We start from the raw sequence: 22,833 nt of genomic DNA, 5'->3' as shown, positions 1-22,833 counted from the left end.
TTTGCTGCCTGTCAAACACACGACAGCGCAAACAATTACGGCCTCTCGACCCTCGGCGGCAGGGTCGACTCGTGTTGCGCCCGCTCGCCGGGCCAGCCCGGTGCCAACAACCGCCCACCCGACACAGCCACCGCCGTCTCGGCCAGCGACACCGTGGGCAGCAAAAACCGGTGTGTGATGGCCACCGCGAGCGCCACAATCGCCACGACCGCATCGGCGAACACCCCGCCGGCCGCATCCGGCATCACCGGATCGGCATCCACCGCGGCCAGCCACACGGTGAACACCGAGCGCACCGCCTCGGCCCGCTCGGCAAAGCGGCGCAGCCAGCCGCGCACCGTCTCGGCCGGGCGAGCCAGCTCCGCGGCGATCCGGCGGAACCCGATCCGGCGCGTGGCTTTCGCCGCCAGCGCCGACAACACCACCGCCGCGGTGTCGGCGCGGCGCAACAACGTGCTCACCGGCAACAACACATGCGTCACCCCGCAGCCGGTGCACCGCGAGCGGCGCGGACACAGCTCCACCGGCCCATCCGGGCCGCGCACCTGCCGCGGTCGAGCCCGTCCCCAGCCGGCCAGCACACTCCCGCATGACGGACAGCTCAACTCACCGGCCGCCAGCCTGCACTCGACTTGATCGACATCTGCTTCTACGGTGACCACTGCGCCTCCAAGCGCAAACAGGCGGCCCTCCCGTAGCACTCGGCCAAGAGACGACGGGAGGGCCGTCGCCTACCAATGACTTGATCACCGTGCCGCCCGGGCACCATGAACAACAAACCAGGCCCCAGCACGTCGACACGCTGCTCACCGCCAGCGCCGGATCCCTACCCCTACGTGCTCACCCTGAATGCCCACGAACAGTCCACCCGGTTCTAGAGTCGGGTTTTGTTGTTCTGGATTCAGTTGATTTCGCAGGCCACAGGGGTGTGGGTGTGGCTGCATCGGGCAGCGTACTCGGCCGGGGTGAGGTAGCCCAGTGCGGAGTGACGGTGCCGGTGATTATGTTCGTGCTTGAAGTCGCCGATGACTACTCGGGCCTCCAGCAGGTTGGTTCAGTGGTTGCGGTTGAGGCACTCCTTCCTGAGCCTGCTGTTGAACGATTCGATGTAGGCGTTGTCCCACGGCGCTCCGGGTGGAATGTCGGACAATCCGACTGTGCCGTCACAAAACTGTTGCAACGCTTGCGAAATCATCTCCGGGCCGTTGTCCATGCGCAGCACCAGCGGCGGTCCACCGGCGGTGGCGAACACCCGCTCGAGTTCATCGACGAGACGCTCGCCGGTGATCGAGCGCTCCACGATGTTCAGCAGCGATTCGCGGGTGTGCTCGTCGACCATCGACGCGATCTTGACGGCCTTGCCGTCGATGGTGGAGTCGAACTGAAAATCGATCGCCCACACCACCTTGGGTGCGTCCGCGACGACCTGCGGCGCCGACGACACCCCCGCGCGCTTACGCGGCGAATGCGCCCGCCGCTGCGGTCCTTCCTCACGCCACAGCCGGTGGACCTTCTTTTTGTTGACCTCACGGCCCTCATCGTGGCGCAACGCCGCCCAGGCGCGCCGAAACCCATGGCACGGATGTTTGGTGGCATACGCGCGCAGCCAGACCCGCAGATCGGCATCCGGGTCGGGCCGGGGTGGTCGATGACCATTCGTTCTTCTTCCGTGAGCGTCACGGCGAATGGCGCATCGAGCTCGACCTGCGGTCCAGCGGACACTTCGTCAAGGCCCTGATTGGTACCGGTGTTGCGGGCGAAGCTCGCTACGACCTGACTTGGCTCACGTTTCCGGGTTTTTTGACCGTTAGCTGTTTGACCTGCTGGTTTGGGTGCCGCGTGGCCGGGATTTGCGCACTAATTTTGGGTTCGTAGGCTGCCTGGATGGCGTATGTCCGCACCGTGAAGACCGCATCCGGGGCGGTCGCGGTACAAGTCGTGTGGTCCTCGCGGCGCGGAGCCCGCCAGATCGAGCACATCGGCTCAGCCCACGATGCCGCGGAAGTGGCCGTGTTGAAAGCAGCCGCCGCCCAGCGGTTGACCGCGGGCCAACAAGTGCTGGATCTGGGTGTGCAGGCCCCGGCTGGAACTGAGCCGCTGCCGATCACCTCGTCGCAGGCGGCTCATTTGTGGGACGCCCTGTGCACAGCCTACAGAGTGCTTGGATTTGAGTCAGCGACCAAAAGCGACAACGTGTTTCGTGAACTGACGCTGGCCAGGATCATCGAATCGGCCAGCAAGCTCGACACCACCCGGGTACTCAATGAGATCGGAATACCCGCGGCCTCGTATGCCACGCTCAAACGCCGTCTGCCGACCTATGCTAAACCCAGCTGGCGCCAAGCACTGGCCAAGGCCCGCTCCGCGCACGCCGGGTTGGGGCCAACCTCGCTGGTGCTCTTCGATGTGTCCACGCTGTACTTCGAGACCGATAGCGGCGATGGATTCCGCGAACCCGGTTTTTCCAAGGAACGACGCCTCGAACCCCAGATTGTTCTCGGCTTACTCACCGACGCATCAGGATTCCCGTTGACAGTGGAAGCATTCGAGGGCAACAAGGTCGAGACCGCGACTATGCTGCCGGTCATCAACGCCTTCAAAACCGCACACGGCCTCACTGATGTCACGATAGTCGCCGATGCCGGGATGATCCTCGAAGCCAACCAGATCGCGCTGCACGCTGCGAGTGTGCGGTTCATCTTGGGCACCCGTATCCCACATCTGCCCGGTGTGGTCAGCGAATGGCAGGCCCAACACCCCGGCGAGACGGTTCCCGATCAGCTGGTGCTGACCCAACCCTGGCCGGCCAGCTCGACCGAGAAGACCCGCGGTGTCCCTGACCGGATGATCTACTACCAGTACCGTGTTGACCGGGCCAGGCGCACCCTGCACGGTATCGATGAGCAGATCGCCAAAGCCGAACGGGCCGTCGCCGGAAAAGCCCCGGTCAAACGCAACCGCTACATCCAGCTCACCGGCGCCGCTACAACGGTCAACCGGGAGTTGGAAGCCAAAAACCGCGCCCTGGCCGGGTGGAAGGGCTACACCACCAACCTGACCGACCACACCCCTGACTTCGTCATCAGCGCCTACCACCAGCTGTGGCACATCGAGAAAAGCTTCCGAATGTCCAAGCACGACCTGGCTGCCAGACCCATCTACCATCGGCTACGCGACTCCATCGAAGCGCACCTGAGCATCGTCGTCACCGCGCTGGCCGTCAGCCACTGGATCGAACGCCAAACCGGCTGGAGTATAAAGAAATTCATACGCACCGCCCGTCGCTATCGGACTATCACCATCCAAGCCGGCGACCACACCCTCACTGCCGCACACCCACTACCCGACGACCTCCACCAAGCCCTCACCGCCATCGGCGACGCAACTGCGCACTAAATTGAGCCAAGTCGGGAAGGCCCTGATTGGTACCGGTGTTGCGGGCGAAGCTCGCTACGAAGACCGCGAGCTGGACGAAGGCGATGCGATCGCCCGCGGGCTGGACTGCGATGAACGGTATGGAACCACACTGGTCGAGCGGGCAAAGTTCATCGTCGACATGATCAGAAGTCACCTCGCGCGCCAAACATGCACGCTACGCACACACGATCTGTCGTCGCTGGAAGCACTACTCGGCCGAGAGGTTCGCTGGTGCCCAGCCTGTGGTGCCCGTTTGCCACCAAATTGATACTGACAATCCGCCGGTCAGCGCATGTGTCGGACCATCCGATAACGCTCTACTCGTCATGCTGTTGGTGTTCGGTGAGGTATTCGTTTTTGGTGTAGGTGCGGCCTTGGCCACGGCGACGTTCGGCTTCTTCGAAGGCGCGTTGGATTTCTGTGTGTCCGGCGTGGCCGCGTAGGTATAGGAAGAGTTCGCGGTCGAGGGCGTAGACGCCGGGTATTGGATTAGTCAGATGGCGTTTGAGTAGGTCGTGTGGAGGTTGAGCATCGTCTTGGCCTGCGTCGAGACGGCGTAGTGCCTCTTTGGTGATTTCGTCGGCGGCGGCTTGTTCGCTGCTGGCGGTGACGTGCCATGTTAGGCCTGGGTATTGGGCACGCCATTGGCCGTCGTTGGCTTGGGTGATGAGCGGTCGGATGTGTGTTGCATATTGCTGATAGAGGATGTCGAGTTCGTCATCGCCGCTGGTTTGGGTCATGGTGTGGGCTCCTCTAGGGGAAGTCGGCATACTTGGTTATTTGTTTGTCGTCAGTGTATGTCATTGCGGTCCCTCACTGCCATTGCCGTGGGCTTGACTGTATTCGGTGGATACGCGGTCCGGGTCAGAAGTCCGATTAGGGGCCTCGTTTCAGAATGCTGTCGCCGCGACTGTTAATGTGTCAAACTCGAACTGGTAGATGTTAAGGGATGAGAGTGAGGTCAGGCTGGCGTCAGCGTTCAGCGCGTCTGATAGCACATCGTGAATGCGACGTGCCTCGTGAGCGTATCTCTGAGCTCTGGTAAGGATACGTTCTAGCTGCGACCCAGCAGCCGCATTTGCGGCGTGCCATCGGTTGAGAAGCGTGTCTACATCCGTCTTGTATAAGAATTGTTGTTGTAACGGATGTTTAGCAGGAATTGTTCTGTGCAGGCCTTTAACTTCGTTGGACAAGCGTCGATGATTGAATATCGTGTTCAGATATGTTGTTTGCACCGACGCAGCTTTCTTTATTGACTTACGCGTGTATTGGGCGCGATACTTTTCGGCTTCGTCGTGGATTAGCTGCGCAACATGTGCAAATTGGTCGAGCAAGTCGATGAGATGCCAGGTTGTTATGAAAAGTTTGTTGCGCGCACGTCTGCATACATCCCAAGTGGCTAACGGACTATTAAGCACGCGAACATAGCAGATGCGTGCGGACTCGAACCTCTGAGCGGTTTCTGCGATTGAGACTTGAGTGGTCGTGATTTTCGCCGTGTATGGCTGGATGTTCTGGGCCCAATACTGAGCGGTGAATGCCTTAATCTGGCGTTGGCTACTTCTCCTGGCGACCTCTACCAGAAGGGCATATTTCATTCGCTGAATTGCAGATGCCATGTTGATGGCGTACTGACATGCGAGGTGCTTCCAACTGGTTCGGTAGAGCGGTATGTGGGCGGTGGGGTCACCATTACCTTGAAGTGGAATTGGTGGCAGGCAGCCGGTGATAAATAGCGCTTTGTTCACCGGTTGCGCGAGGGCGTTATAGGTCTGCTGCCTCAGGCGTTTTGCATTGCTGATCTCAATGCCGGTCTCCGCTCGGACGAGGGCTTGTCCACCACCAGCGCCCCTTGCCAGCTTCGCGAGTGGGTTCAGTGCATCGCTCAGCGCTGTAGCTGTCGCCTCGAGTGAATGGTCGTTCATGAGTGTTGGATCTACTTCATTCATAGCGATGACGGTATCGCCGAGGAGCGACACGATCCGCAATCGCCGGCAGACCGATGCTGGCGGTAAAGCGGATTACGCCGGGATGGGCCTTGACCAGCGAAGTTGTGAATCTCGGGCATCCGTCGCTGGGAGTCCCTACCGTGGTGCATTCTGCATGACACCTGGGGCAAGTGGCTCCGGTGACGTGAAAGGAATTGTGGAATGGCCGAATTGACGACACTTAGGGTGCCCGTGCCAGCGGACTCGCTGATGGTAATCGGTACAGGCGGCGGAGGACGAACTCGGGCAGTGTATCGAGACGGCGCCGCTACGGATGATGTGGTTCAAAGGGACGGCTCGGCAGTTCACAGACTGTCTGGAGCGGCGGTCTCGGTGGCAGGCATCGGCCTGGACGGTGCGGTCTTGGAAACGACTACACCGCTTGAGACTGTGCCGGCCGGCACTATCTTCCGCGTTGAAGGTGCCGCAGAGTTATCCATTCGTGCGGATGTACGGCAGGGCTTCGGAGATCGAGGTGCTCGCGGCGTGTTGGCGGTAACGGTGTACGCGCAGACGTTGACTGCGGTGGGTTCAGTGGACCAGCTCCTGCGCGGCGGGTCACGGCGGGCAAGTGGCGAATAATGCGGACTCCGAATCGCTTTCATTACTGCGATCCGTTCCGGCTGTCGCCGTTGGGTCAGATGCGGGCAGCCGTTGCGTGGATGCGCGGGCCAGCGACCATGACGCGATGGCTGCTGTTGCTCTTCAGCGCATGTGCGGTGGTGACGGCCCTCGGATTCACAGTTGAGTTGGTGATGCAGGCTGCATCACCAACGTCAATGATGCCGCGGAATCAGTCATCGCCGCGGAACCGGCCGCTGTCGCAATCGCGATATGTCAGGCCAGCGTGGGACATGAGTCATGCGGGTCCATCGTCATCAGGCCTCATCGACGTTCCGGGCATCTCGGATTGTCGTCCGCTTCCTGCGGTCAAATGGCCGCCTTATTCGGATCCGTTTGGTGAACCGATGGTCGTGGTGGTCGACCGGTCCGGTGTGGTGTGGGGACCTTCGTGCATCGTCTCGCCAGGTAGGGCGTGGTCATGAATGTAGGTCGGATGCTCACGGTATTTGCGGTGCTGAGCATCGCTTGTGTTGTTGCGGCTGGATTGGCGGATACTTGAGATGGCCGACCCATTGGCGGCATTCCCCGTGCGTCGTCAAGTGATGGTCATAAAGACGTTGCTTATTGGCGAATGTTGCGACCGCAGTGATACGACGGCGCCAACCAAGTGGCTGTACTATCGATCCCCTTCTGAAGTGCGAAGTGCAATAGGCGAATTGCAGCAAAAGTCATGCCTCTGGTTCAGGGGCATTGGGTGGGATGTGCCGGCGACAGCTCCCTCTAAACCATTACGGCAGAGTATCTTTCAGCGGCTGGTGGCGGCGTTCGGCTCGTCGTGTGCCTCATGTGGAGTGCCGGGCGGCCATGTGATTGACCACGATCATCTGACTGGGGCTGTGCGTGGCCTGCTGTGCAGAGTGTGCAATGCGAATGTTGATCGATGTGTACATGTCAGTTCCGAAGAATGTCGGTATGCCAGATACCTGAATGATCCTCCGGCAGCGACGCTCGGGTTGAAGTACTACGCCGGTCATCGGTGGCGTCCATCCGACGATGCTCGGTCGAGAATCTTGGGTTTCAATCTGCTGGATCAGCGGTCCTGGCCGTCGCCACATCCCACACAGTGGGAGTGGGATGTTCCCCCTCCCGAACGGCTGTCCCCGATTGCGGAAAAACGGCTGAGGGAGGGCACATCCAGAAATGAAACCATCATGGTTCGTCAGCGTGACAAGCGCTCGGTGACGTGACCTATGCGCGGGTTTCTAGGGCGCGTGGGCGCCTTCATCTGCATTGTGTGGATGGTAGCAATCTCAGGCTACGGGGTTCCCTCCTTCCGCGCTGTGTGTGCTGTCGCGGTTGGTGCCGCATTGGTGATTATTGCGATCAGTTGGCGTCGACGGCGTCGCACGGCGATGTACGGACCGGATTTGCGTTTTGCGATGTCTGTGTTACTCAGCGAAAACAAGTGGGGTGACCTTCTTGAGATCGTTGGCTTGACGGTAGTTGCGCATCTGCGGCGCAGTCGTGTGACTCAGGCGGCTCGCGTTGTGGTGGGCGGTCGACGTGGCCAGAGGCGAATTGTTCGATACATCCCAGCAATTCTTGGGATTCGGGAAACCTCATACGGCCTCGCGGTACTAGTCCGTGGCGTCCCGGGTCAGAGTAAGGATACATGGCAGCGGCGTTGCGGCCAGCTGGGGTCCGCGTTGCGAGTACTTGAAGTGACTGTCACTGAGCCGTGGGGTGGCACGTTTGAATTGCATCTGCGTGTTCGTGATCCGCTACGGGAATCAATTGTGCTGCCGGCCCCGTTTGTTGGTAGCGGGTTCGATCTTCCTTTGGGCGTCGACGAAGACGGCCGTGCGATAGTCGGCGATTGCCGCAATGTGAGCGGCGTTGTAGTAGGAGGTGTACCCGGAGGAGGGAAGAGTGCATGGCTTGCGTTTGCGCTCACCTCGATGGCTCATAGAGAGGACGTCCAATGGCTTCTCATTGATGGCAAGCAGGGTTATGACTTGGAAGTGCTTGCGCCCCGGGCATATCGTTACATCAGTGGCGAGGAAGCTGGTGATCTCGCGGGGGTCAGGGATTCCCTTAAGGATGTTCAGACAGTGATGTGTGAACGGCTGAGGAATGCACTGCATTTGTACGGTCAACCGAATCTATGGAGCGCTCGACCCTCGCGGAACCATCCAGTCGTGTTCGTGGTGATTGACGAGTGCCAGGCGTACCTGGATTCGCGCTCGTTCACAAGTAAGGAGGAAAAGATTGTTGGAGGCGAAATAGACTCCTGTGTACGAGATTTGGTGAAGCGAGGTCGGTCCGCAGGGGTCGTCGTCGTGCTCAGTACGCAACGTCCTACAGCCGATAGCATTCCTACGAGTACGCGTGACAACTGTGGATTACGTATCTGCTTCTCTGTCCGTACGCGTGAAGCGGCCGCTGCGGTGCTTGGTGAGTACAGCGCGGATAGCGGAATTTCACCTATCGGTGCTCCTACCGGTGTTGGTGTGACTTCTATTGCGGGACAGATGGTGCGGTTCAGAAGCCCGTACGTGCCCCAGGATGCAATTCGCCGTTATGTGAGCGCGATGACGGAATTCGCGCTGAATCCCTTGGATGTTCTTTGCGTCGCGAGGAGGGACTTATCAGACGGGCGGTCGGTGGGTTGATCTTCAACGAGGTGCGGATTCGGAAGATTCTGCGTGTGGTGATGCACAGTGCTCGAACACAAGGCCGCGGTCTTGGCCGCGGCCGCGTGAGGCAGGCAGTCGGTGGGAGGGGTATGGGGTGACATCTAAAGAAATACGGGGCGTACGGGATTGGTATCCAGTGGATAGTGAGCTTCTGAAAATCGAACAGTTGGCGCGGCGGCTAAAGGTGTCTGTTGGCTGTATCCGAGCGTGGCGACTTCGTGGCGAGGGGCCGCCGGCGATTCGAGTCGGAACGGCGCTGCGTTGGGACGCAGCCGAAGTCGAGAAATGGCTCGACTTGCGGCGAGAGTCACGTATGGACGGATAGGTGTCGTGATTGAACCCCGTTTTGGTCCGAATGGGACGAGGGTCTACCGGGTAAGGGTGTATTACCGAGGCCGCTATGTTGCCTCTCGCACCTTCCCGCGGAAGCGAGACGCTCAGGAGTGGGAGCGCAAACAGCTCGAGACACTGAAGACGGGTGTATGGGCGGACCCTAGAGCGGGGGAGAAGCCGGTCCGGGAGTGGTGCGAGATCTGGTTGTCAGCGCAGCCTGTGCGGCAACCCGCAACCGAGCGGAAGATACGAGGCGTGATCGGGAAACAGATTGCGGCTGCGTTTGGTCGACGCCCACTGGTGTCGGTTAGGCCATCGGACGTCCAAGCCTGGGCGGCTGACATTTCGCGTAAACAGTCTGCGGCGACGGCCCGGCACTCACTAGGTGTTCTGCGAAGGGTGTTCGACTACGCGGTTCGAGATGGCGCAATTCACCGCAACCCGGCCGCCGGCATACGGCTTCCGAAGATCCAGGGCAACGACCCACGGCCGCTAACGCATGACGAGCTCTGGCGGCTGGCTGGCCATCTCGAAGACTCAAGGGATCGTCTGCTGGTACTTGTGGCGGGATACTGCGGTTTGCGGTGGGGCGAATTGGCGGCGCTCCGCTGGTCAGACGTCGACTTTGGAAAGAACACACTGCGCGTGAGCCGCGCGTACTCGGAGGAAGCACCACGGGGTGAGCTGTCACCGGTGAAGGATCACCAGGCGCGCACTGTGCCGATCCCGCAAGTTGTGTCTGAGGAGCTCCGAAGATACGGGGCGCAGCGCGAACCTGAAGCACTTGTTTTCCCGTCTGCAAATGGCACACCACTTCGGAACCGCAATTGGCGCCGTGACGTCTTCGACCCGGCGGTTGAGGCCCTGGCCCTGAAAATCACTCCGCACAACCTCCGGGACACTGCAGCGTCCCTGGCCATTCAGGAAGGGGCGTCGGTCGTGGCTGTGTCACGCCTTCTAGGGCACGAATCAGCCGCGACGACGCTGAACCACTATGCGGGGTTCTTCCCGACAGACCTTTACGACGTCGCTTCGCGTCTGAATGCAGCGGCGCGGCGGACCATTGCAAGCCAGTCGGTGTCAATTGATAGCAATGAAACACCGACCAAGTGCCGACCGGAAGGGAGGGAAGAAGACTAGTCAGTCGCCCGGAAACCGGCGTTGACCTGCGGAAACGCTTGGTGCCCCCGGCAGGATTCGAACCTGCGACACCGGCTTTAGGAGAGCCGTGCTCTATCCCCTGAGCTACGAGGGCGGGACACCCTTTCGAAGACCTGACTAAAACCTAGCGGAGTGCGCGACCGGCAGGTTTTTACCGGTGCAGATTCATAGCTCGCAACTCTTTCACAACCGGCAACGTATTCCCAATTGAGCATTGGACAGGCCAAAGGGTGGCAGGTGATCCTGTCAGCTGTGACTGCTGAGCTGCTCCCTCTCGACGGTGTGACCGTGGTTGCTCTCGAGCAGGCGGTGGCGGCGCCACTGGCCACCCGCCACCTTGGCGACCTCGGCGCCCGGGTGATCAAGATCGAGAGGGTCGGGGAGGGCGATTTCGCACGCCACTACGACCAGGCCGTGCGTGGCCTCGCCTCACATTTTGTCTGGCTGAACCGGGGGAAAGAATCGGTGGCGCTGGATCTGAAGTCGCCCGAAGGACAAGCCCTGGCGCGCCGGCTCATCGGCCGCGCCGACGTGTTCGTCCAGAACACTGCCCCGGGCGCAGCCGAACGGCTGGGCCTGGGCGCCGAGGATCTCGTTGCCTGCAACCCCCGGCTGGTGGTTGTCGGTATCACCGGGTACGGCACCGGCGGTCCCCTGCGGGACCGCAAGGCCTACGACATGCTGGTGCAGGCTGAGGCGGGCCTGATTTCGGTCACGGGCACCCCGGAGACCGCCACCAAGACCGGGATCCCCTGTGCGGACATCGCGGCCGGCCTGTATGCAAGTCAGGCCGCGTTGGCTGCCCTTTTTCGCCGGACCCGCACCGGACGGGGCGCGGTGATCGACATCTCGATGTTCGACGCCACGGTGGAATGGCTAGGCCACCCCATGTACGTGTGGCTCTACCAGGGTCGTCAAATCCCCCGGATGGGCCTGAGCCATGCCGCGATCGCGCCATACAACGCCTACCCGACCGCGGACGGTCAGATACTTATCGGTGTTCAGAACGACCGCGGCTGGCAGGCTTTGGTCCGCGACGTGTTCGATCGGCCCGACCTAGCCGATTGCCCGGATTTTGCCACCAACGTCCAGCGGGTCGCACACCGGGAGGAATGCGACCGCGTGGTCGCCGGGGAAACCCGCCGTTTCGGCACCGTGGAACTTGACGCCCGCCTCGCCGCAGCCGGCGTGCCCGCCGCACAAATCACCGACATGGCCGGCCTGGTCAGACACCAGCAGTTGGCAGCGCGGGACCGCTGGCGGCGGGTGGACACGCCCGCCGGCCCGGTGGACGCGGTATTGCCGCCCGTCTCGTTTCGCGATGTCGAGGCCGTGATGGGGCCCGTCCCGGCGCTCGGCGCCCATACCGAAGCGGTGCTCGCCGAGTTAGGCGTCGACCAGGCAGGCATCGACCGTCTGATCGCAGACGGTGTCGCGGGAGTCCCGGCCGACATCGCCATCCCCGGTGGCTGAGTGAGGGCATGATCGGCGGCATCCGGCGCCCGAGGACCGACCGAAACGCATCGGGGTAGCCGGACGGCGGTGTGCAGGCGGAAACGGCGGCCTTCGAGCCGCGGAGCTTCCTAGCATGGAAGGCAGGCTGTAACCGGTCAACCGCGAACGGGACCGTACGGTGCCGAGGGGTTGGGATGGCGGCGAAAGTGGGGACTAACACATGGGTCGACTAATGGCCGCGTTCGGTGCTGCCGCGCTCTGCATGCTCATCGGGGCATGCAGCACCGCCGGCAACCCGAGCCACAAAACGACGACCACCACGTCGACCACCACCAAAAAAATTGCGCCTCCGGTTGCAGAGGGTGCGCTGAAAGGGTTTCTGCTCACACCCGAGCAGATCAATGCCGCCATGGGGGCAACCGGCATGACGGTCACGAAGAGCCGCGTCGCGATGCCCGACGACAGCGCCACGATGGAACCGCGGGAATGCCTGGCCATCGATGGCGCGGCACAGGCCCAGGTCTACGCCGGCAGCAATTTCATGGCGGTGCGTGATCAAACCCTCCAAGAGGGCGATAACTTCACTCATTTCGCCGAGCAGGCAGTGGTGTTATTTCCCTCCGCCAAACAAGCGCAGGCCTTCTTCAACGCCTCGGCGCAGAAGTGGCAGGCCTGCCACCAGTACACGCATATCCAGTCCAAAACGCAGTGGACCGTGGGCGCGATATCCCACACCGACGGCATGCTGAGCACCATCGCAACCCTGGAGAACGCCCCAGGCGAGGGCTGGGCCTGTGGACGGGCGCTGGCGGTCAGAAACAACGTGATTATCGACGTCAACACGTGCAGCGCCGATCCGAAGAACTCGGCTGTCGATATCGCCAACCAGATCGCCGCCAAGGTACCCACGTAAACGGGCAGGAAGGCCGCCGCGCTGCCGGCATCGTCGCCGGGGTCGCTGGGTTGGAGCCGATGGCCCGGCTCCTCCTCAGGCCGCCGCGCGGCCGGCATCGTCGCCGGGCTGGAGCCGGCTAGCGGCGAATGCGGCCGCTTGGTCGGTCATCTCCGGGACATACAACAGGTGCGGGACGATGCTGCCGCCCTCGGAGCAGATCATGTCACCGGGAACACACAAGTCGATGGTTTTAGCGCGGTAGAGCGGGCTGATCGTCGGCAGCTGACCACCCGCCAGCGACTTGGCGTAGGTGCTCTGCGGATTGCCGAAGAGGGCGACCGCAACGACGTGATTGGCCACCTGGGGCGGCATCGAATCGGTGGCCAAATCGATGACGCCGGCGCCCTGAGAGTAGCCACCCAGCACCATTTTGGTGGCGGGGCATTTGGCGGCCAGGTTTTCGACGTAGGTGCTCGCATCGTTAGCGCCGGCGGAGGCGCTGTTGACGTAGTCGCTGCTGGCGGGGTAGTTGACCGGGTAGACGCCAAGCGATAGGCCGGGAACCTGCGCACGAAGCGAGCCGATGAACGCCTGGCCGACCCGTCCGACACCGGGGGGTTCGCCGGTACCGCGAGCGAACACGACTTCACTGTCCGGACACGGGTCAGCGACGGCGGCAGGATGATCGCCGGGTGCGACCAGTAGCACGCTCGCCGTCCAGGCCGCGGCACCCAGGACGCGGGCGATGTCGGGGATCGGCATCTCTTGATGCTGACACATCGTTCACTTCGGTCGGCAACTGGCGGGTGCGGTCGGACACCGCTGCCGAGCACCGCACCCGCCGCCGGGCGTCCTAAGGCACCGGTCCCGTTCTCGCCCAGGATGAAACGGCCTATAGTGACGGTTATGCGCCGATTTCGTTTGAGTCCGGTTCTGTGTGCAGGTGCCGCAGCGCTCACCCTTGGGATGGCTGCGACGGCCTTACCCGCGAAAGCCGCGGCCGACCCTAACGATTCCACCGACGACTTCCCCATTCCCCGGAGAATGATCGAGACCACCTGCACCGCCGAACAAATATTGGCAGCCGCCCGAGACTTCGCCCCGGTGTATTACGAGCGGTACATGATCGACTACAACAATCACCCGAACGTTCAGCAGGCGACCCAGGACAAGGCGCACTGGTTTTTCTCGCTGTCACCGGCAGAACGCCGGGATTATTCCGGGCATTTTTACGCGCCCGTCGCCGACCCGCTGTGGCTGGCCTGGCCCAACCACATGAAGATCTTCTTCAACAACAAGGGCGTCGTCGCGAAAGAAACCGACAACTGCGCGCACTACCCACCGGCCGACATGTCGGTGTGGGGCTGGACGTGATGCGCCGCGCCTCCTAGCCCCCTTTAGGCCCTCTTTTTAGTTTTTAGTCGTCGACCGCGTCTTCGACCGCGACCCCGCCGCGGGGGCGGCCTCGGCGGGGTCGCATCGACGACTTACCCCTCGGCCGCCGGTTGCGCAACCTCCCCCGGGGCGCTTCGGTGGTGAGGGCATCCTCAGCCGCCGGCGGTTCTTCGGTACCCGATTCGGGCCCGGAGGCGGGAGCGGTTGGCGCAGGCTGTGCCGACGGGTCCGGTGGCCCGCCTGCTTCGGCACCCGTCCCGACGTCTACTGCTTCGTCGGCCTCGCTGACCTGGGCCTCGTCGGCCTCGACGGTCTGGGCCTCGACGGTCTCGGCCTCGCTGACCTCGGCCTCGACGGTCTGGGCCTCGACGGTTTCAGCCTCGACGGTCTCGGCCTCGCTGACCTCGACCTCGGCGGTCTCCGGCCCTTTCTTGCGGTCCCTCTTGCGGCGCAGACGCCGGAGTATGGGTTCCCTCTGCGGCTTGGCCGGTTTCGGCGACGGTGGTGGCAGTTCGGCAACGAACGACAGGTAGAACGCGAAAATCGCGAGGATCGCAACCGCAGCTGCGGCCCCGTAGATCCCGAACAACCACGGCCCGGCGGCGTTGAGGCTGAGCCAGATCTCGCTGATCGCGGTGCCGACGATCAGCACCCCGGCCAGCGTGTGGGCCGCGATCGATCCGATCCGTAAAGAAAGGACCAGCTGCGGGGTGCCGGCCTCGGGTTTGCGGGTGCGTAACAGCGTGAACACCACCGGCAACGCGGCCAGTCCGATCAGCGCGCCCACGACGATCCGAAGCGCCGTGCCCAGGGCGTGCGTCGTGTCGCCCATCAGCTCAGGCCAGCGCGGCAACACGAAAAAGAAGTAGAGAACGCCGGCGGCAACGGAAAACAACGCGTGCCACAGCATGGCGACGGTGCGCCCCATAACCCTCCTCATGCTGGTGGGCTCACGTTGGCCTAAAGGCCCGACCACCACGTCTGGTCGCACCTCGGACCGAGCGCGGAGGATGCGGGATTTGAACCCGCGAGGGCTATTAACCCAACCCGCGTTCCAGGCGAGCGCCATAGGCCACTAGGCGAATCCTCCGTCGGCCATGGTAGCCGAGCCTCATCTGGCCGGCGCCGATCACTCCCGCCCGGGTACTACACTCGCGATGGACCCCGTGCGGCGTCCATCCTGTGAACTCCCCCAGGGCCGGAAGGCAGCAAGGGTCAACGGGCTCTGGCGGGTGCGCGGGGTCCCCCAAGTCGGCGGCCCCTGGCGGGCCGGACCCGGTACTTCTTGATACGCCTTCTAAGGCGCCACGGCGTTTCCCGGTGAAACGGCGCGAGTGAAAGGGCGCGAGGTGTCGTTGGATTCCCTCAGTCGTGCGGAGTTGGCAGCTCTGCATGCGCGCCACCAGCAGGACTACGCGAAGCTGCGGGCCATGAAGTTGGCCCTGGACCTCACCCGGGGCAAACCCTCACCCGAGCAGCTTGACCTGTCCAACGCGCTGCTGAGTTTGCCCGGAGACGACTACCGCGACGAGGAGGGCACTGACACCCGTAACTATGGTGGCCTGCACGGCCTGCCCGGGCTGCGGGCGATATTCGGCGAGTTGCTATCCATTCCGGTGCCCAACCTGATCGCGGGCAACAACTCCAGCCTGGAGATGATGCACGACATCGTCGTTTTCTCGATGCTGCACGGCGGCGTGGACTCGCCACGGCCATGGAAGGACGAACCCGCCGTCAAGTTCCTGTGTCCCGTCCCGGGCTACGACCGGCATTTCGCCATCACCGAGTCGATGGGGATCGAGATGATTCCGATCCCGATGCGCGGGGACGGCCCGGACGTCGACCTGATCGAAGAATTGGTCGCCGTCGACCCCGCCATCAAGGGCATGTGGGCGGTACCGGTGTTCGCCAACCCGACCGGCGTCACCTACTCCTGGGAGACAGTGCGCCGGCTGGTCCAGATGCGAACGGCAGCAGCCGATTTCCGACTGTTTTGGGACAACGCGTATGCGGTGCACACCCTGACGCTGGATTTCGTTCCGCAGATCGATGTGCTCGGATTGGCCGCCAAGGCCGGCAACCCCAACCGGCCTTATGTCTTCGCCTCGACGTCGAAGATCACCTTCGCCGGTGCCGGCGTCAGCTTCTTCGGCGGATCGCTGGGCAACATCGCCTGGTATCTGCAATACACGGGTAAAAAGATGATCGGTCCGGACAAGGTCAACCAGCTGAGGCATCTGCGGTTTTTCGGCGACGCCGACGGTGTTCGCCTGCACATGCTGCGCCACCAGCAACTGCTGGCGCCCAAGTTCGCGCTGGTCGCCGAGATCCTCGGGACACGATTGCGCGACTTTAAGATCGCGACCTGGACGGAACCCAAGGGTGGCTACTTTGTCAGCCTCGACGTACTGCCCGGCACCGCGCGGCGCACCGTCGCTCTGGCGAAGGACGCCGGTATCGCGGTCACCGAGGCGGGTGCGACGTTCCCGTACCGCCACGACCCGGAGGACAAAAACATCCGGATCGCGCCGACATACCCGTCGATACCGGAGCTGCGCACCGCGATCGACGGGCTGGCGACCTGTGCACTGCTGGCGGCCACCGAGACGCTTCTGGCCCGGCCCGAACGCGTCTCCGGGCGGGGTTGACCGACCATGGCCCTTTACCGCAAATACCGGCCGGCAACCTTCGCCGAGGTGGTGGGGCAAGAGCACGTCACCGAGCCGCTGTCCACCGCGATAGCCGCGGGGCGGATTAACCACGCTTACCTGTTCTCCGGGCCGCGGGGTTGCGGGAAGACGTCGTCGGCGCGCATCCTGGCCCGCTCGTTGAACTGTGCGCAGGGACCGACGCCCACCCCGTGCGGGGTTTGTGAGTCCTGTGTGGCGCTGGCGCCCAACGGACCCGGCAACATCGACGTCGTCGAGCTCGATGCGGCCAGCCATGGCGGCGTGGACGACACCCGCGAGCTGCGGGACCGCGCGTTCTACGCGCCCGCGCAGTCGCGCTACCGGGTGTTCATCATCGATGAAGCGCACATGGTGACCACCGCGGGATATAACGCACTGCTCACCATCGTGGAGGAACCGCCCGAACACCTCATCTTCGTATTCGCCACCACCGAACCGGAGAAGGTGCTGCCGACCATTCGCTCGCGCACCCACCACTATCCGTTTCGGCTTTTGCCGCCGCGCACCATGCGGGCACTAGTTGAGCGGATCTGTCGCCAAGAAGGCGTCATCGTCGACGACGCGGTGTATCCGTTGTTGATCCGCGCCGGCGGCGGCTCGCCACGCGACACACTCTCGGTGCTGGATCAGCTGATCGGCGGTTCTGAAGCGGGTCCGGATGGGGTTCGGGTGACCTATCAGCGGGCGCTGGGGCTGCTGGGCGCCACCGACATTGCGCTGATCGACCAGGCCGTCGACGCGCTCGCCGCCGAGGACGCCGCGGCGCTGTTCGGGGCGGTCGAATCCGTGGTCGAGGCCGGCCACGACCCCCGCCGCTTTGCCGCTGATCTGTTGGAGCGCTTTCGCGATCTTCTTGTGCTGCAAGCAGTTCCCGATGCCGCGACCCGGGGCGTGGTGGACGCGCCCGAGGACGTGCTAGAGCGGATGCGCGACCAAGCGACCCGCATCGGCCCGGCAACGCTGACCCGCTACGCCGAGGTGGTGCAGGCCGGCCTGGGTGAGATGCGCGGTGCGACGGCCCCGCGTCTGCTGCTCGAGGTGATCTGCGCGCGCCTGCTGCTCCCGTCGGCCAGCGACAGCGAGTCGGCGCTGCTGCAGCGCCTGGAGCGGATCGAAACCCGGCTTAACATGTCGATTCCGGCGCCCATTGCTTCGGATCGGTCGACCCCGAGCGGGCCGGCGCGCAAAACCCCGTCCGAAGCCGCCCACGTCCCGATGCCCGAACCGGGCACGCCGGCGAACGACGGGCCACCCGGCAGGCCACCGGCGGCGACCGCGGTCCCCGGTGCACCCGACGCGGCTGCAGTGCGAACCATGTGGCCGGCGGTGCGCGACAAGGTGCGACGGCGTAGCCGCACCACCGAGGTGATGCTGGCCGGCGCCACCGTGCGCGTCGTAGAGAACAACACGTTGGTGCTGACCCATGAATCGGCGCCATTGGCCCGACGGCTGAGCGAACAACGCAACGCCGACGTCATTGCCGCGGCACTCAAAGATGTGCTCGGGGTGGATTGGCGGGTACGGTGCGAGACGGCCGCGCCATCGACCGGAGCTTCCGATACACCCGCGCCCGTCGACCCCGCTCAGCGTGCCGAGGAGGAGCGCATGCTGGCCGAAGCGGGCCGAGACACCGCCCCGGAGAGGGAACGCGATCCCGAGGAAGTGGCGCTCGAATTACTGCAAAACCATCTCGGTGCCAGGCGCATCGAAAACGGCTAGCCGAAACCTCGGGAAGTCCCGGCCGTCGCGCAGTGTGCTATGGCTGCCACCACGGGCGCAGCGGCAACTCATCGCGGCCGTGCTTGTCGACGTTGCTTGCCAGCACGTGATGTAGCTGAATCGTGTTCCGCTCGAAGCCTACCCGCGACGCAGCCATGTACAGCCCCCACACCTTGGCGGTGGGCAGACCGACCTCGGCGACCGCCTCGTCCCAGCGGCTGACGAGGTTGCGACACCAGTCGCGCAACGTCATCGCGTAATGGTGGCGGAAGTTCTCCGCGTGCAGCACCTCAAAACCGGCTTCTTGGATTTCGGTGGTGATCCGCCCCGACCCGGTTAGCTCCCCATCGGGGAAAACGTAGCGATCGGTGAAGCCGCCGGCCCGGAATGTCGAGCTGTTGTCGGGGCGGGTGATGCAGTGATTGAGCAGCAGGCCGCCGGTGCGCAACTTGCGTTTGAGGAAGCCGAAGTAAGACGGGTAGTTCTTCACCCCGACGTGCTCGGTCAGCCCGATCGACGAGACCGCGTCGAACCCGGTCTCGGGGACGTCGCGGTAGTCGCAGTGGCGGACCTCGGCCAGCTCCGAGAGCCCTTCGTCGCAAATCGCCTTTTGCGCCCAGGCGGCCTGCTCGGCCGACAGGGTGGCCCCGACGGCCCGCACACCGCGGCGGGCCGCGTAGCGGACCATGCCGCCCCAGCCGCAGCCGACGTCGAGCAACCGGTCGCCGGGTCGCAGGCGCAACTTCTCGAAAATCAGCCGGTGCTTGTTTTCCTGGGCCTCCTCCAGCGTCGCACCCGGGTGCGGGTAGACCGCGCAGGTATAGGTCATCGACGGGCCGAGCACCATTTCGTAGAAGGCGTTGGAGACGTCGTAGTGATGGTGGATGGCTTCGGCGTCGCGGGCCTTGCTGTGCCGCAAGCCCTCGGCGATCCGCCGCCACCGCGGCCGGGCCTCCTGGGGCGGCGGTGCGATCGGCATCAGGTGCTCGAGGCCGACCGAGCGGACGACGCTGGCCAGCAGTCGCGGCGACGGCCGCTTGAACTCGAGCCTTTCGGCCAGTGCCTTCAACAGCTCGTACGGGTCGCCGGGGTGCACGCCGCGCGGCTCCAGGTCACCCGCGATGTAGGCGCGGGCCAAACCGAGCTCGCCGGGCGCGGTGACCAGGTAGGTAGTCCCCCGCGGGGTGAGCAGATCCAGGCCCAGCACGGCGTCGTCGGGCCCGGCGCAGCTGCCGTCATAGGCGGTGAACTTCAGCGGCCGCGATCCGCCTTGCATGAAGAGCGCCAAAATCTCCGCCAGGCTGAGCTTGCCGGCGGTGCGGGTAGGGTCCTTGATCGTCGTCATCGTCGTTGTACCGCCTTTGCGTAGAGATCGAGGAGACGCGAATCCGGGTCGTAGGCTTTCTTCACGGTGTTGTAGGTTTCCCCGCCGTAGAGTTCGTCGAACTCCTCACGGGTGTAGTAGGAGTCGGAGTACAACGACTTGTGACCGTCGAGTTCGCCGACCTTCGCCTCGATCAACCGGTTTGTCGCACCCTCGGTCGCTCCCGCGGGAACCGAGGACCAGAACCCGATGTTGACGTAGGTGCGGTCGGGCCGGATCGGGTACAACGGCCAGCCGTCACGATCGCGCAGCCGCAGCGGGCACAGCCAGATCGGTGTGATGGGCACGGTGTCTAAGAACCACTTGAGGAACTCGGCGCAGCGCTCGATCGGCACCTCGACGTCTTGCACCACGCGTTCGCGCGGCGGGCGACCCCGGCGCTTCTCGATGCGGTCGGCGATCCCGAGGCGCCGGTCTAGGGCCACCAGCTTCCAGTAGACGCTGCTGCGCCGGTAGCGCCGCGGCCAGAGCCGGCGCACCCGCGGGTTCTGGGCGCCGAACGCACGCGAGCACCAAAACCAGTCGGTGTCCCAGCGCCAGAAGTAGTCGTGAATCGTCAACCGGTCTTCTTTGACGCCGGCGTCATGTTGAATCGACCGGTAGTAAATGTTTTGCCCGGTGTAGTCGCTGACCGGGCCGGGGGTGGTGGTCCGCACACCGACGCACAGATAGCTTTCACCGGCGCTGAACACCACCCCGTCGAGGTAGTCCACGGGAACGCCGTCGAAACCCTTGGTGTCGACGATCCGGTCCATTGTCGCGACCATCTCGGCGAGCGAGTGGAACCGGACGTGCCGCAGCGCGACGAACGGCGTGACGTCCTCCAGCTCAATCCGCAGCCTAGTTGAATAGCCCAGTGTTCCATAGGAATTCGGGAAAGCACGGTAAAGGTCGGCATGCTGGCGGGGAGATACCGTGAGCAGTTCGCCGGCCCCGGTGAGAATGTCCATCTCCAACACGGATTCGTGTGGCAGACCGTTGCGGAACGATGCCGACTCGATACCCAGCCCGGTGACCGCACCGCCGAGGGTGATGGTCTTCAACTGCGGCACCACCAGCGGCGACATTCCGTAGGGCAGGGTCGCGGCCACCAGCTTTTCGTAGCTGCACATCCCGGCCACATCGGCCGTTCGGGCCTCGGGATCGATGGCGATGACGCCGGTCAGACCCGAGGTGTCCAGACCCGGGGCGTCGCGTTTAACCCGGGTGCGAAACAGGTTCGAAGTGGGCTTGGCAAGCCGGACGGACGCCGTTGCGGGGATGGCACGATAGCTCGCCAACAACCGCTCGACGCCCGCCGCATACGCCGCTGATCCGCCTGCTGCATCGGGCATCACATATACCCTAGTCCCCAGGGGCGGCGCGTGCACGACGCCGACATCCGGAGCGCCACCACCGTGACAGAGGAGTCTTGCCGCATGGGACAGATCAGCGCAGCCAGCACCGTTGTGATCAACGCGCAGCCGGCGAGGGTCCTTGACGCCCTTGCCGACTATCAAACCGTTCGCCCGAAGATCCTCTCGCGGCACTTCAGCGAGTACCAGGTGGTGCGGGGCGGCAAGGGGCAGGGCACGGTTGCCACATGGAAGCTGCAGGCCACCAAATCACGTGTCCGTGACGTGCAGGCCAGCGTCGACGTCGCCGGGCACACCGTGATCGAGAAGGACGCGAACTCCTCCATGGTCACCAACTGGACGGTGGCTCCGGCCGGAACCGGATGCAGCGTTACCGTGAAGACCTCGTGGACGGGCGCGGGCGGTGTCAAGGGTTTCTTCGAAAGGACCTTTGCGCCGTTGGGCCTGAAGAAGATCCAGGCCGAGGTGCTGGCCAACCTGAAAAAAGAACTCGAACGCTCGGAACCCTAGTGTTTTGCCGGCGGTTTTGGGATCCGCCTGGGCGCACCGGTGGGCGGGTTGGGCCGGTCGAAGTGTGGGCCCTACCGGGCCTGTGGTTGCGTGCCCAGGAAGGCCACGATGCCACGGACCACGGCGTCGGCGTATTTCTGCCGACCCGTGGGGGTCTCCATCAGCGCCGAATCGGCGGGGTTTTTCATGTTGCCCAATTCGACCAGGATCGCCGGATACTGCGCCAGGTTGAGTCCGGCTAGGTCGGATCGCCCGTACAGCCCGTTTTGGCCGATGTAATTGGCGGGGGGAATACCCGAGGCCGCCAGTTGGTCACGCATGATCCGCGCGAACTGCACCGACGGGCCGGCCTGGACCGGGTTGAGCGGGGGAGCCGAATAGTTGACGTGGAAGCCTCGCCCGGTCGGCGGGCCGCCGTCGGCGTGGAGGGACACGATCGCGTTGGGGTGCACCGCGTTGGCCATGGCGGCCCGCTCGTCGACGCAGGGACCCACCGAGGTGTCGTCGCCGCGCGACATGGCGGTTCGAGCCCCCAGCGCGTTCAACTCGGACCGGACCAGCAGCGTGGTGTCCCAGGCGAAGGTGTGCTCCGGATAGCCGTCGCTGGTCGCCGTTCCGCTGGCCTGACAGTCCTTGGTGCCGCCGCGACCGGTGGGCACCTGGCGGGTGATGGACGCGTCGTTGGCGCCGTTGTGCCCGGGGTCGAGGAACACGATCATGCCGGCGACGTTCGCGGGAACCCCGGCCGCCATGGGCATGCCCGGCATCGAGGCGCCGACAAGCACACCGGCGGCCATCGCCACCCCGACACGGAGGCAAACGGGCGCGTGCATTGGGTTACCGTAGCGCGACGGCGGCTACGCTGAATGCTTCGAACCGCGCGAGAACCGCAGGCGACACCAAGTCGAGACCACAATGCAAGGGGACCGTCATGCAACCCGGAGGCCAACCGCCGGATATGTCGGCGTTGCTCGCCCAGGCGAAACAGATGCAGCAACGGCTGATCGAAGCCCAGCAGCAGCTCGCCGACACCGAGATACACGGGCAAGCCGGCGGGGGTCTGGTGCGGGTCACGGCGAAGGGCAACGGCGAGGTGGTGGCCGTGAAGATCGACCCCAAAGTCGTGGACCCCGAGGACATCGAAACGTTGCAGGACTTGATCGTCGGCGCACTGGCCGACGCAGCCCAACAGGTCACCAGCATGGCGCGGGCCCGGCTGGCGCCGCTGGCCGGCGGGTTAGGCGGCGTGCCGGGCAAGGCGGAGTCCTGAT

Annotated in this window: 22 protein-coding genes, 2 tRNA genes, 1 other RNA gene and 1 pseudogene; 13 read left to right on the top strand and 13 right to left on the bottom strand. The window is 63.8% G+C overall.

Features of this window, described 5'->3' with window-relative positions; genetic code table 11:
- Nucleotides 1-35: 35 nt before the first annotated feature.
- Together QJR12_RS01190 and QJR12_RS01185 are read right to left on the bottom strand one after the other, a co-directional pair.
- Nucleotides 36-662 carry a hypothetical protein gene (locus QJR12_RS01190; RefSeq protein ID WP_300575287.1) on the bottom strand — a complete coding sequence of 209 codons (627 nt, stop codon included), beginning with the start codon at nucleotides 660-662 and terminating at the stop codon, nucleotides 36-38.
- Nucleotides 663-901: 239 nt separating this feature from the next.
- Nucleotides 902-1,633 (bottom strand): annotated as a pseudogene (locus QJR12_RS01185) (IS3 family transposase); the annotation flags it as partial.
- Nucleotides 1,634-1,641: 8 nt separating this feature from the next.
- On the opposite strand from QJR12_RS01185, the gene QJR12_RS01180 reads away from it, so the two are divergent.
- Nucleotides 1,642-1,875, top strand: a complete 234-nt coding sequence (locus QJR12_RS01180) for a hypothetical protein (RefSeq protein WP_300575286.1) — start codon at nucleotides 1,642-1,644, stop codon at nucleotides 1,873-1,875.
- 9 nt (nucleotides 1,876-1,884) lie between these two features.
- Nucleotides 1,885-3,396 carry an IS1634 family transposase gene (locus tag QJR12_RS01175; RefSeq protein ID WP_300575285.1) on the top strand — a complete coding sequence of 504 codons (1,512 nt, stop codon included), beginning with the start codon at nucleotides 1,885-1,887 and terminating at the stop codon, nucleotides 3,394-3,396.
- On the opposite strand, the gene QJR12_RS01170 is transcribed toward QJR12_RS01175, so the two are convergent.
- The 3 genes from QJR12_RS01170 to QJR12_RS01160 all read right to left on the bottom strand — a co-directional run bounded on the left by QJR12_RS01170 (nucleotide 3,365) and on the right by QJR12_RS01160 (nucleotide 5,366).
- Complete coding sequence (locus QJR12_RS01170; protein ID WP_300575284.1) at nucleotides 3,365-3,583, bottom strand: hypothetical protein; 219 nt, start codon at nucleotides 3,581-3,583, stop codon at nucleotides 3,365-3,367. The two genes, QJR12_RS01175 and QJR12_RS01170, sit on opposite strands and share 32 nt — an antisense overlap.
- 151 nt (nucleotides 3,584-3,734) lie before the next feature.
- Nucleotides 3,735-4,157, bottom strand: a complete 423-nt coding sequence (locus QJR12_RS01165) for a hypothetical protein (RefSeq protein WP_300575283.1) — start codon at nucleotides 4,155-4,157, stop codon at nucleotides 3,735-3,737.
- Between the two features lie 150 nt (nucleotides 4,158-4,307).
- Entirely contained in the window at nucleotides 4,308-5,366 is a 1,059-nt protein-coding gene (locus QJR12_RS01160) for a hypothetical protein (protein WP_300575282.1), read from the bottom strand.
- A 1,163-nt stretch (nucleotides 5,367-6,529) separates the two neighbouring features.
- Between QJR12_RS01160 and QJR12_RS17685 the strand changes: the two genes are divergently transcribed.
- Nucleotides 6,530-7,216 (top strand): endonuclease domain-containing protein, encoded by a 687-nt coding sequence (locus QJR12_RS17685; RefSeq protein WP_366526279.1) that lies wholly within the window; start codon nucleotides 6,530-6,532, stop codon nucleotides 7,214-7,216.
- Nucleotides 7,217-7,759: 543 nt separating this feature from the next.
- On the opposite strand, the gene QJR12_RS01155 is transcribed toward QJR12_RS17685, so the two are convergent.
- Nucleotides 7,760-7,936, bottom strand: a complete 177-nt coding sequence (locus QJR12_RS01155; RefSeq protein ID WP_300575280.1) for a hypothetical protein — start codon at nucleotides 7,934-7,936, stop codon at nucleotides 7,760-7,762.
- A 652-nt stretch (nucleotides 7,937-8,588) separates the two neighbouring features.
- Here QJR12_RS01155 and QJR12_RS17680 point away from each other — a divergent pair.
- The gene (locus QJR12_RS17680) at nucleotides 8,589-8,990 is read left to right on the top strand and encodes a helix-turn-helix domain-containing protein (protein WP_366526278.1); all 402 of its coding nucleotides are present in this window, start codon (nucleotides 8,589-8,591) and stop codon (nucleotides 8,988-8,990) included.
- 407 nt (nucleotides 8,991-9,397) lie between these two features.
- Nucleotides 9,398-10,138, top strand: a complete 741-nt coding sequence (locus tag QJR12_RS01150; protein WP_300575278.1) for a site-specific integrase — start codon at nucleotides 9,398-9,400, stop codon at nucleotides 10,136-10,138.
- A 39-nt stretch (nucleotides 10,139-10,177) separates the two neighbouring features.
- Here QJR12_RS01150 and QJR12_RS01145 read toward each other — a convergent pair.
- Nucleotides 10,178-10,253: transfer RNA gene (locus QJR12_RS01145), tRNA-Arg, on the bottom strand.
- A gap of 158 nt (nucleotides 10,254-10,411) precedes the next feature.
- On the opposite strand from QJR12_RS01145, the gene QJR12_RS01140 reads away from it, so the two are divergent.
- Complete coding sequence (locus tag QJR12_RS01140; protein WP_300575276.1) at nucleotides 10,412-11,632, top strand: CaiB/BaiF CoA-transferase family protein; 1,221 nt, start codon at nucleotides 10,412-10,414, stop codon at nucleotides 11,630-11,632.
- Between the two features lie 214 nt (nucleotides 11,633-11,846).
- Nucleotides 11,847-12,527 carry a sensor domain-containing protein gene (locus tag QJR12_RS01135; RefSeq protein ID WP_300575274.1) on the top strand — a complete coding sequence of 227 codons (681 nt, stop codon included), beginning with the start codon at nucleotides 11,847-11,849 and terminating at the stop codon, nucleotides 12,525-12,527.
- A gap of 75 nt (nucleotides 12,528-12,602) precedes the next feature.
- Here the strand turns inward: QJR12_RS01135 and QJR12_RS01130 are convergent, their stop codons facing one another.
- Nucleotides 12,603-13,271: a cutinase family protein gene (locus QJR12_RS01130; protein WP_300575272.1), complete on the bottom strand. Its 669-nt coding sequence runs from the start codon at nucleotides 13,269-13,271 to the stop codon at nucleotides 12,603-12,605.
- Between the two features lie 144 nt (nucleotides 13,272-13,415).
- On the opposite strand from QJR12_RS01130, the gene QJR12_RS01125 reads away from it, so the two are divergent.
- A complete protein-coding gene (locus QJR12_RS01125) occupies nucleotides 13,416-13,883 on the top strand; it encodes a DUF5078 domain-containing protein (RefSeq protein ID WP_300575270.1) in 468 nt (155 codons plus the stop codon).
- 43 nt (nucleotides 13,884-13,926) lie between these two features.
- Here QJR12_RS01125 and QJR12_RS01120 read toward each other — a convergent pair whose 3' ends face one another.
- Together QJR12_RS01120 and QJR12_RS01115 are read right to left on the bottom strand one after the other, a co-directional pair.
- Nucleotides 13,927-14,832 (bottom strand): hypothetical protein, encoded by a 906-nt coding sequence (locus tag QJR12_RS01120; protein WP_300575268.1) that lies wholly within the window; start codon nucleotides 14,830-14,832, stop codon nucleotides 13,927-13,929.
- 76 nt (nucleotides 14,833-14,908) lie between these two features.
- A tRNA-Ser gene (locus QJR12_RS01115) sits at nucleotides 14,909-14,994 on the bottom strand.
- 65 nt (nucleotides 14,995-15,059) lie between these two features.
- Between QJR12_RS01115 and ffs the strand changes: the two genes are divergently transcribed.
- The 3 genes from ffs to QJR12_RS01100 all read left to right on the top strand — a co-directional run bounded on the left by ffs (nucleotide 15,060) and on the right by QJR12_RS01100 (nucleotide 18,313).
- Nucleotides 15,060-15,156, top strand: an RNA gene (gene ffs / locus QJR12_RS01110) — signal recognition particle sRNA small type.
- A gap of 97 nt (nucleotides 15,157-15,253) precedes the next feature.
- Nucleotides 15,254-16,552 (top strand): aminotransferase class I/II-fold pyridoxal phosphate-dependent enzyme, encoded by a 1,299-nt coding sequence (locus QJR12_RS01105; RefSeq protein WP_300576448.1) that lies wholly within the window; start codon nucleotides 15,254-15,256, stop codon nucleotides 16,550-16,552.
- Between the two features lie 6 nt (nucleotides 16,553-16,558).
- Entirely contained in the window at nucleotides 16,559-18,313 is a 1,755-nt protein-coding gene (locus QJR12_RS01100) for a DNA polymerase III subunits gamma/tau (protein WP_300575266.1), read from the top strand.
- A 37-nt stretch (nucleotides 18,314-18,350) separates the two neighbouring features.
- On the opposite strand, the gene QJR12_RS01095 is transcribed toward QJR12_RS01100, so the two are convergent.
- Both QJR12_RS01095 and QJR12_RS01090 read right to left on the bottom strand, forming a co-directional pair.
- Entirely contained in the window at nucleotides 18,351-19,658 is a 1,308-nt protein-coding gene (locus QJR12_RS01095) for a class I SAM-dependent methyltransferase (protein ID WP_300575264.1), read from the bottom strand.
- On the bottom strand, nucleotides 19,655-21,031 hold the full coding sequence (locus QJR12_RS01090; protein ID WP_300575262.1) for an FAD-binding oxidoreductase: 1,377 nt from the start codon (nucleotides 21,029-21,031) through the stop codon (nucleotides 19,655-19,657). The genes QJR12_RS01095 and QJR12_RS01090 overlap by 4 nt, the downstream gene beginning before the upstream one ends.
- A gap of 84 nt (nucleotides 21,032-21,115) precedes the next feature.
- Here QJR12_RS01090 and QJR12_RS01085 point away from each other — a divergent pair, with 84 nt between their 5' ends.
- On the top strand, nucleotides 21,116-21,562 hold the full coding sequence (locus QJR12_RS01085; RefSeq protein ID WP_300576445.1) for an SRPBCC family protein: 447 nt from the start codon (nucleotides 21,116-21,118) through the stop codon (nucleotides 21,560-21,562).
- A gap of 71 nt (nucleotides 21,563-21,633) precedes the next feature.
- Here QJR12_RS01085 and QJR12_RS01080 read toward each other — a convergent pair whose 3' ends face one another.
- Nucleotides 21,634-22,395 carry an Rv3717 family N-acetylmuramoyl-L-alanine amidase gene (locus tag QJR12_RS01080; RefSeq protein WP_300575260.1) on the bottom strand — a complete coding sequence of 254 codons (762 nt, stop codon included), beginning with the start codon at nucleotides 22,393-22,395 and terminating at the stop codon, nucleotides 21,634-21,636.
- Nucleotides 22,396-22,493: 98 nt separating this feature from the next.
- Between QJR12_RS01080 and QJR12_RS01075 the strand changes: the two genes are divergently transcribed.
- Nucleotides 22,494-22,832, top strand: a complete 339-nt coding sequence (locus tag QJR12_RS01075) for a YbaB/EbfC family nucleoid-associated protein (protein WP_300575258.1) — start codon at nucleotides 22,494-22,496, stop codon at nucleotides 22,830-22,832.
- Nucleotide 22,833 lies beyond the last annotated feature (1 nt).

Source organism: Mycobacterium sp., assembly GCF_029961025.1.
GTDB lineage: Bacteria > Actinomycetota > Actinomycetes > Mycobacteriales > Mycobacteriaceae > Mycobacterium.
The sequence above is the reverse complement of the archived record's forward strand: the minus strand, read 5'-3'. Positions and strand labels throughout refer to the sequence as shown.

What these genes read in the sequence shown, in the direction of transcription:
- QJR12_RS01090 (WP_300575262.1), bottom strand. Translation starts at nt 21,031, where the DNA reads ATGCCCGATGCAGCAGGCGGATCAGCGGCGTATGCGGCGGGCGTCGAG.
- QJR12_RS01120 (WP_300575268.1), bottom strand. Translation starts at nt 14,832, where the DNA reads ATGGGGCGCACCGTCGCCATGCTGTGGCACGCGTTGTTTTCCGTTGCC.
- QJR12_RS01155 (WP_300575280.1), bottom strand. Translation starts at nt 7,936, where the DNA reads ATGAGCCATCGAGGTGAGCGCAAACGCAAGCCATGCACTCTTCCCTCC.
- QJR12_RS01160 (WP_300575282.1), bottom strand. Translation starts at nt 5,366, where the DNA reads ATGAATGAAGTAGATCCAACACTCATGAACGACCATTCACTCGAGGCG.
- QJR12_RS01085 (WP_300576445.1), top strand. Translation starts at nt 21,116, where the DNA reads ATGGGACAGATCAGCGCAGCCAGCACCGTTGTGATCAACGCGCAGCCG.
- QJR12_RS01075 (WP_300575258.1), top strand. Translation starts at nt 22,494, where the DNA reads ATGCAACCCGGAGGCCAACCGCCGGATATGTCGGCGTTGCTCGCCCAG.
- QJR12_RS01100 (WP_300575266.1), top strand. Translation starts at nt 16,559, where the DNA reads ATGGCCCTTTACCGCAAATACCGGCCGGCAACCTTCGCCGAGGTGGTG.
- QJR12_RS17685 (WP_366526279.1), top strand. Translation starts at nt 6,530, where the DNA reads ATGGCCGACCCATTGGCGGCATTCCCCGTGCGTCGTCAAGTGATGGTC.
- QJR12_RS01080 (WP_300575260.1), bottom strand. Translation starts at nt 22,395, where the DNA reads ATGCACGCGCCCGTTTGCCTCCGTGTCGGGGTGGCGATGGCCGCCGGT.
- QJR12_RS01175 (WP_300575285.1), top strand. Translation starts at nt 1,885, where the DNA reads ATGGCGTATGTCCGCACCGTGAAGACCGCATCCGGGGCGGTCGCGGTA.
- QJR12_RS01095 (WP_300575264.1), bottom strand. Translation starts at nt 19,658, where the DNA reads ATGACGACGATCAAGGACCCTACCCGCACCGCCGGCAAGCTCAGCCTG.
- QJR12_RS01125 (WP_300575270.1), top strand. Translation starts at nt 13,416, where the DNA reads ATGCGCCGATTTCGTTTGAGTCCGGTTCTGTGTGCAGGTGCCGCAGCG.
- QJR12_RS17680 (WP_366526278.1), top strand. Translation starts at nt 8,589, where the DNA reads ATGTTCTTTGCGTCGCGAGGAGGGACTTATCAGACGGGCGGTCGGTGG.
- QJR12_RS01165 (WP_300575283.1), bottom strand. Translation starts at nt 4,157, where the DNA reads ATGACCCAAACCAGCGGCGATGACGAACTCGACATCCTCTATCAGCAA.
- QJR12_RS01130 (WP_300575272.1), bottom strand. Translation starts at nt 13,271, where the DNA reads ATGCCGATCCCCGACATCGCCCGCGTCCTGGGTGCCGCGGCCTGGACG.
- QJR12_RS01135 (WP_300575274.1), top strand. Translation starts at nt 11,847, where the DNA reads ATGGCCGCGTTCGGTGCTGCCGCGCTCTGCATGCTCATCGGGGCATGC.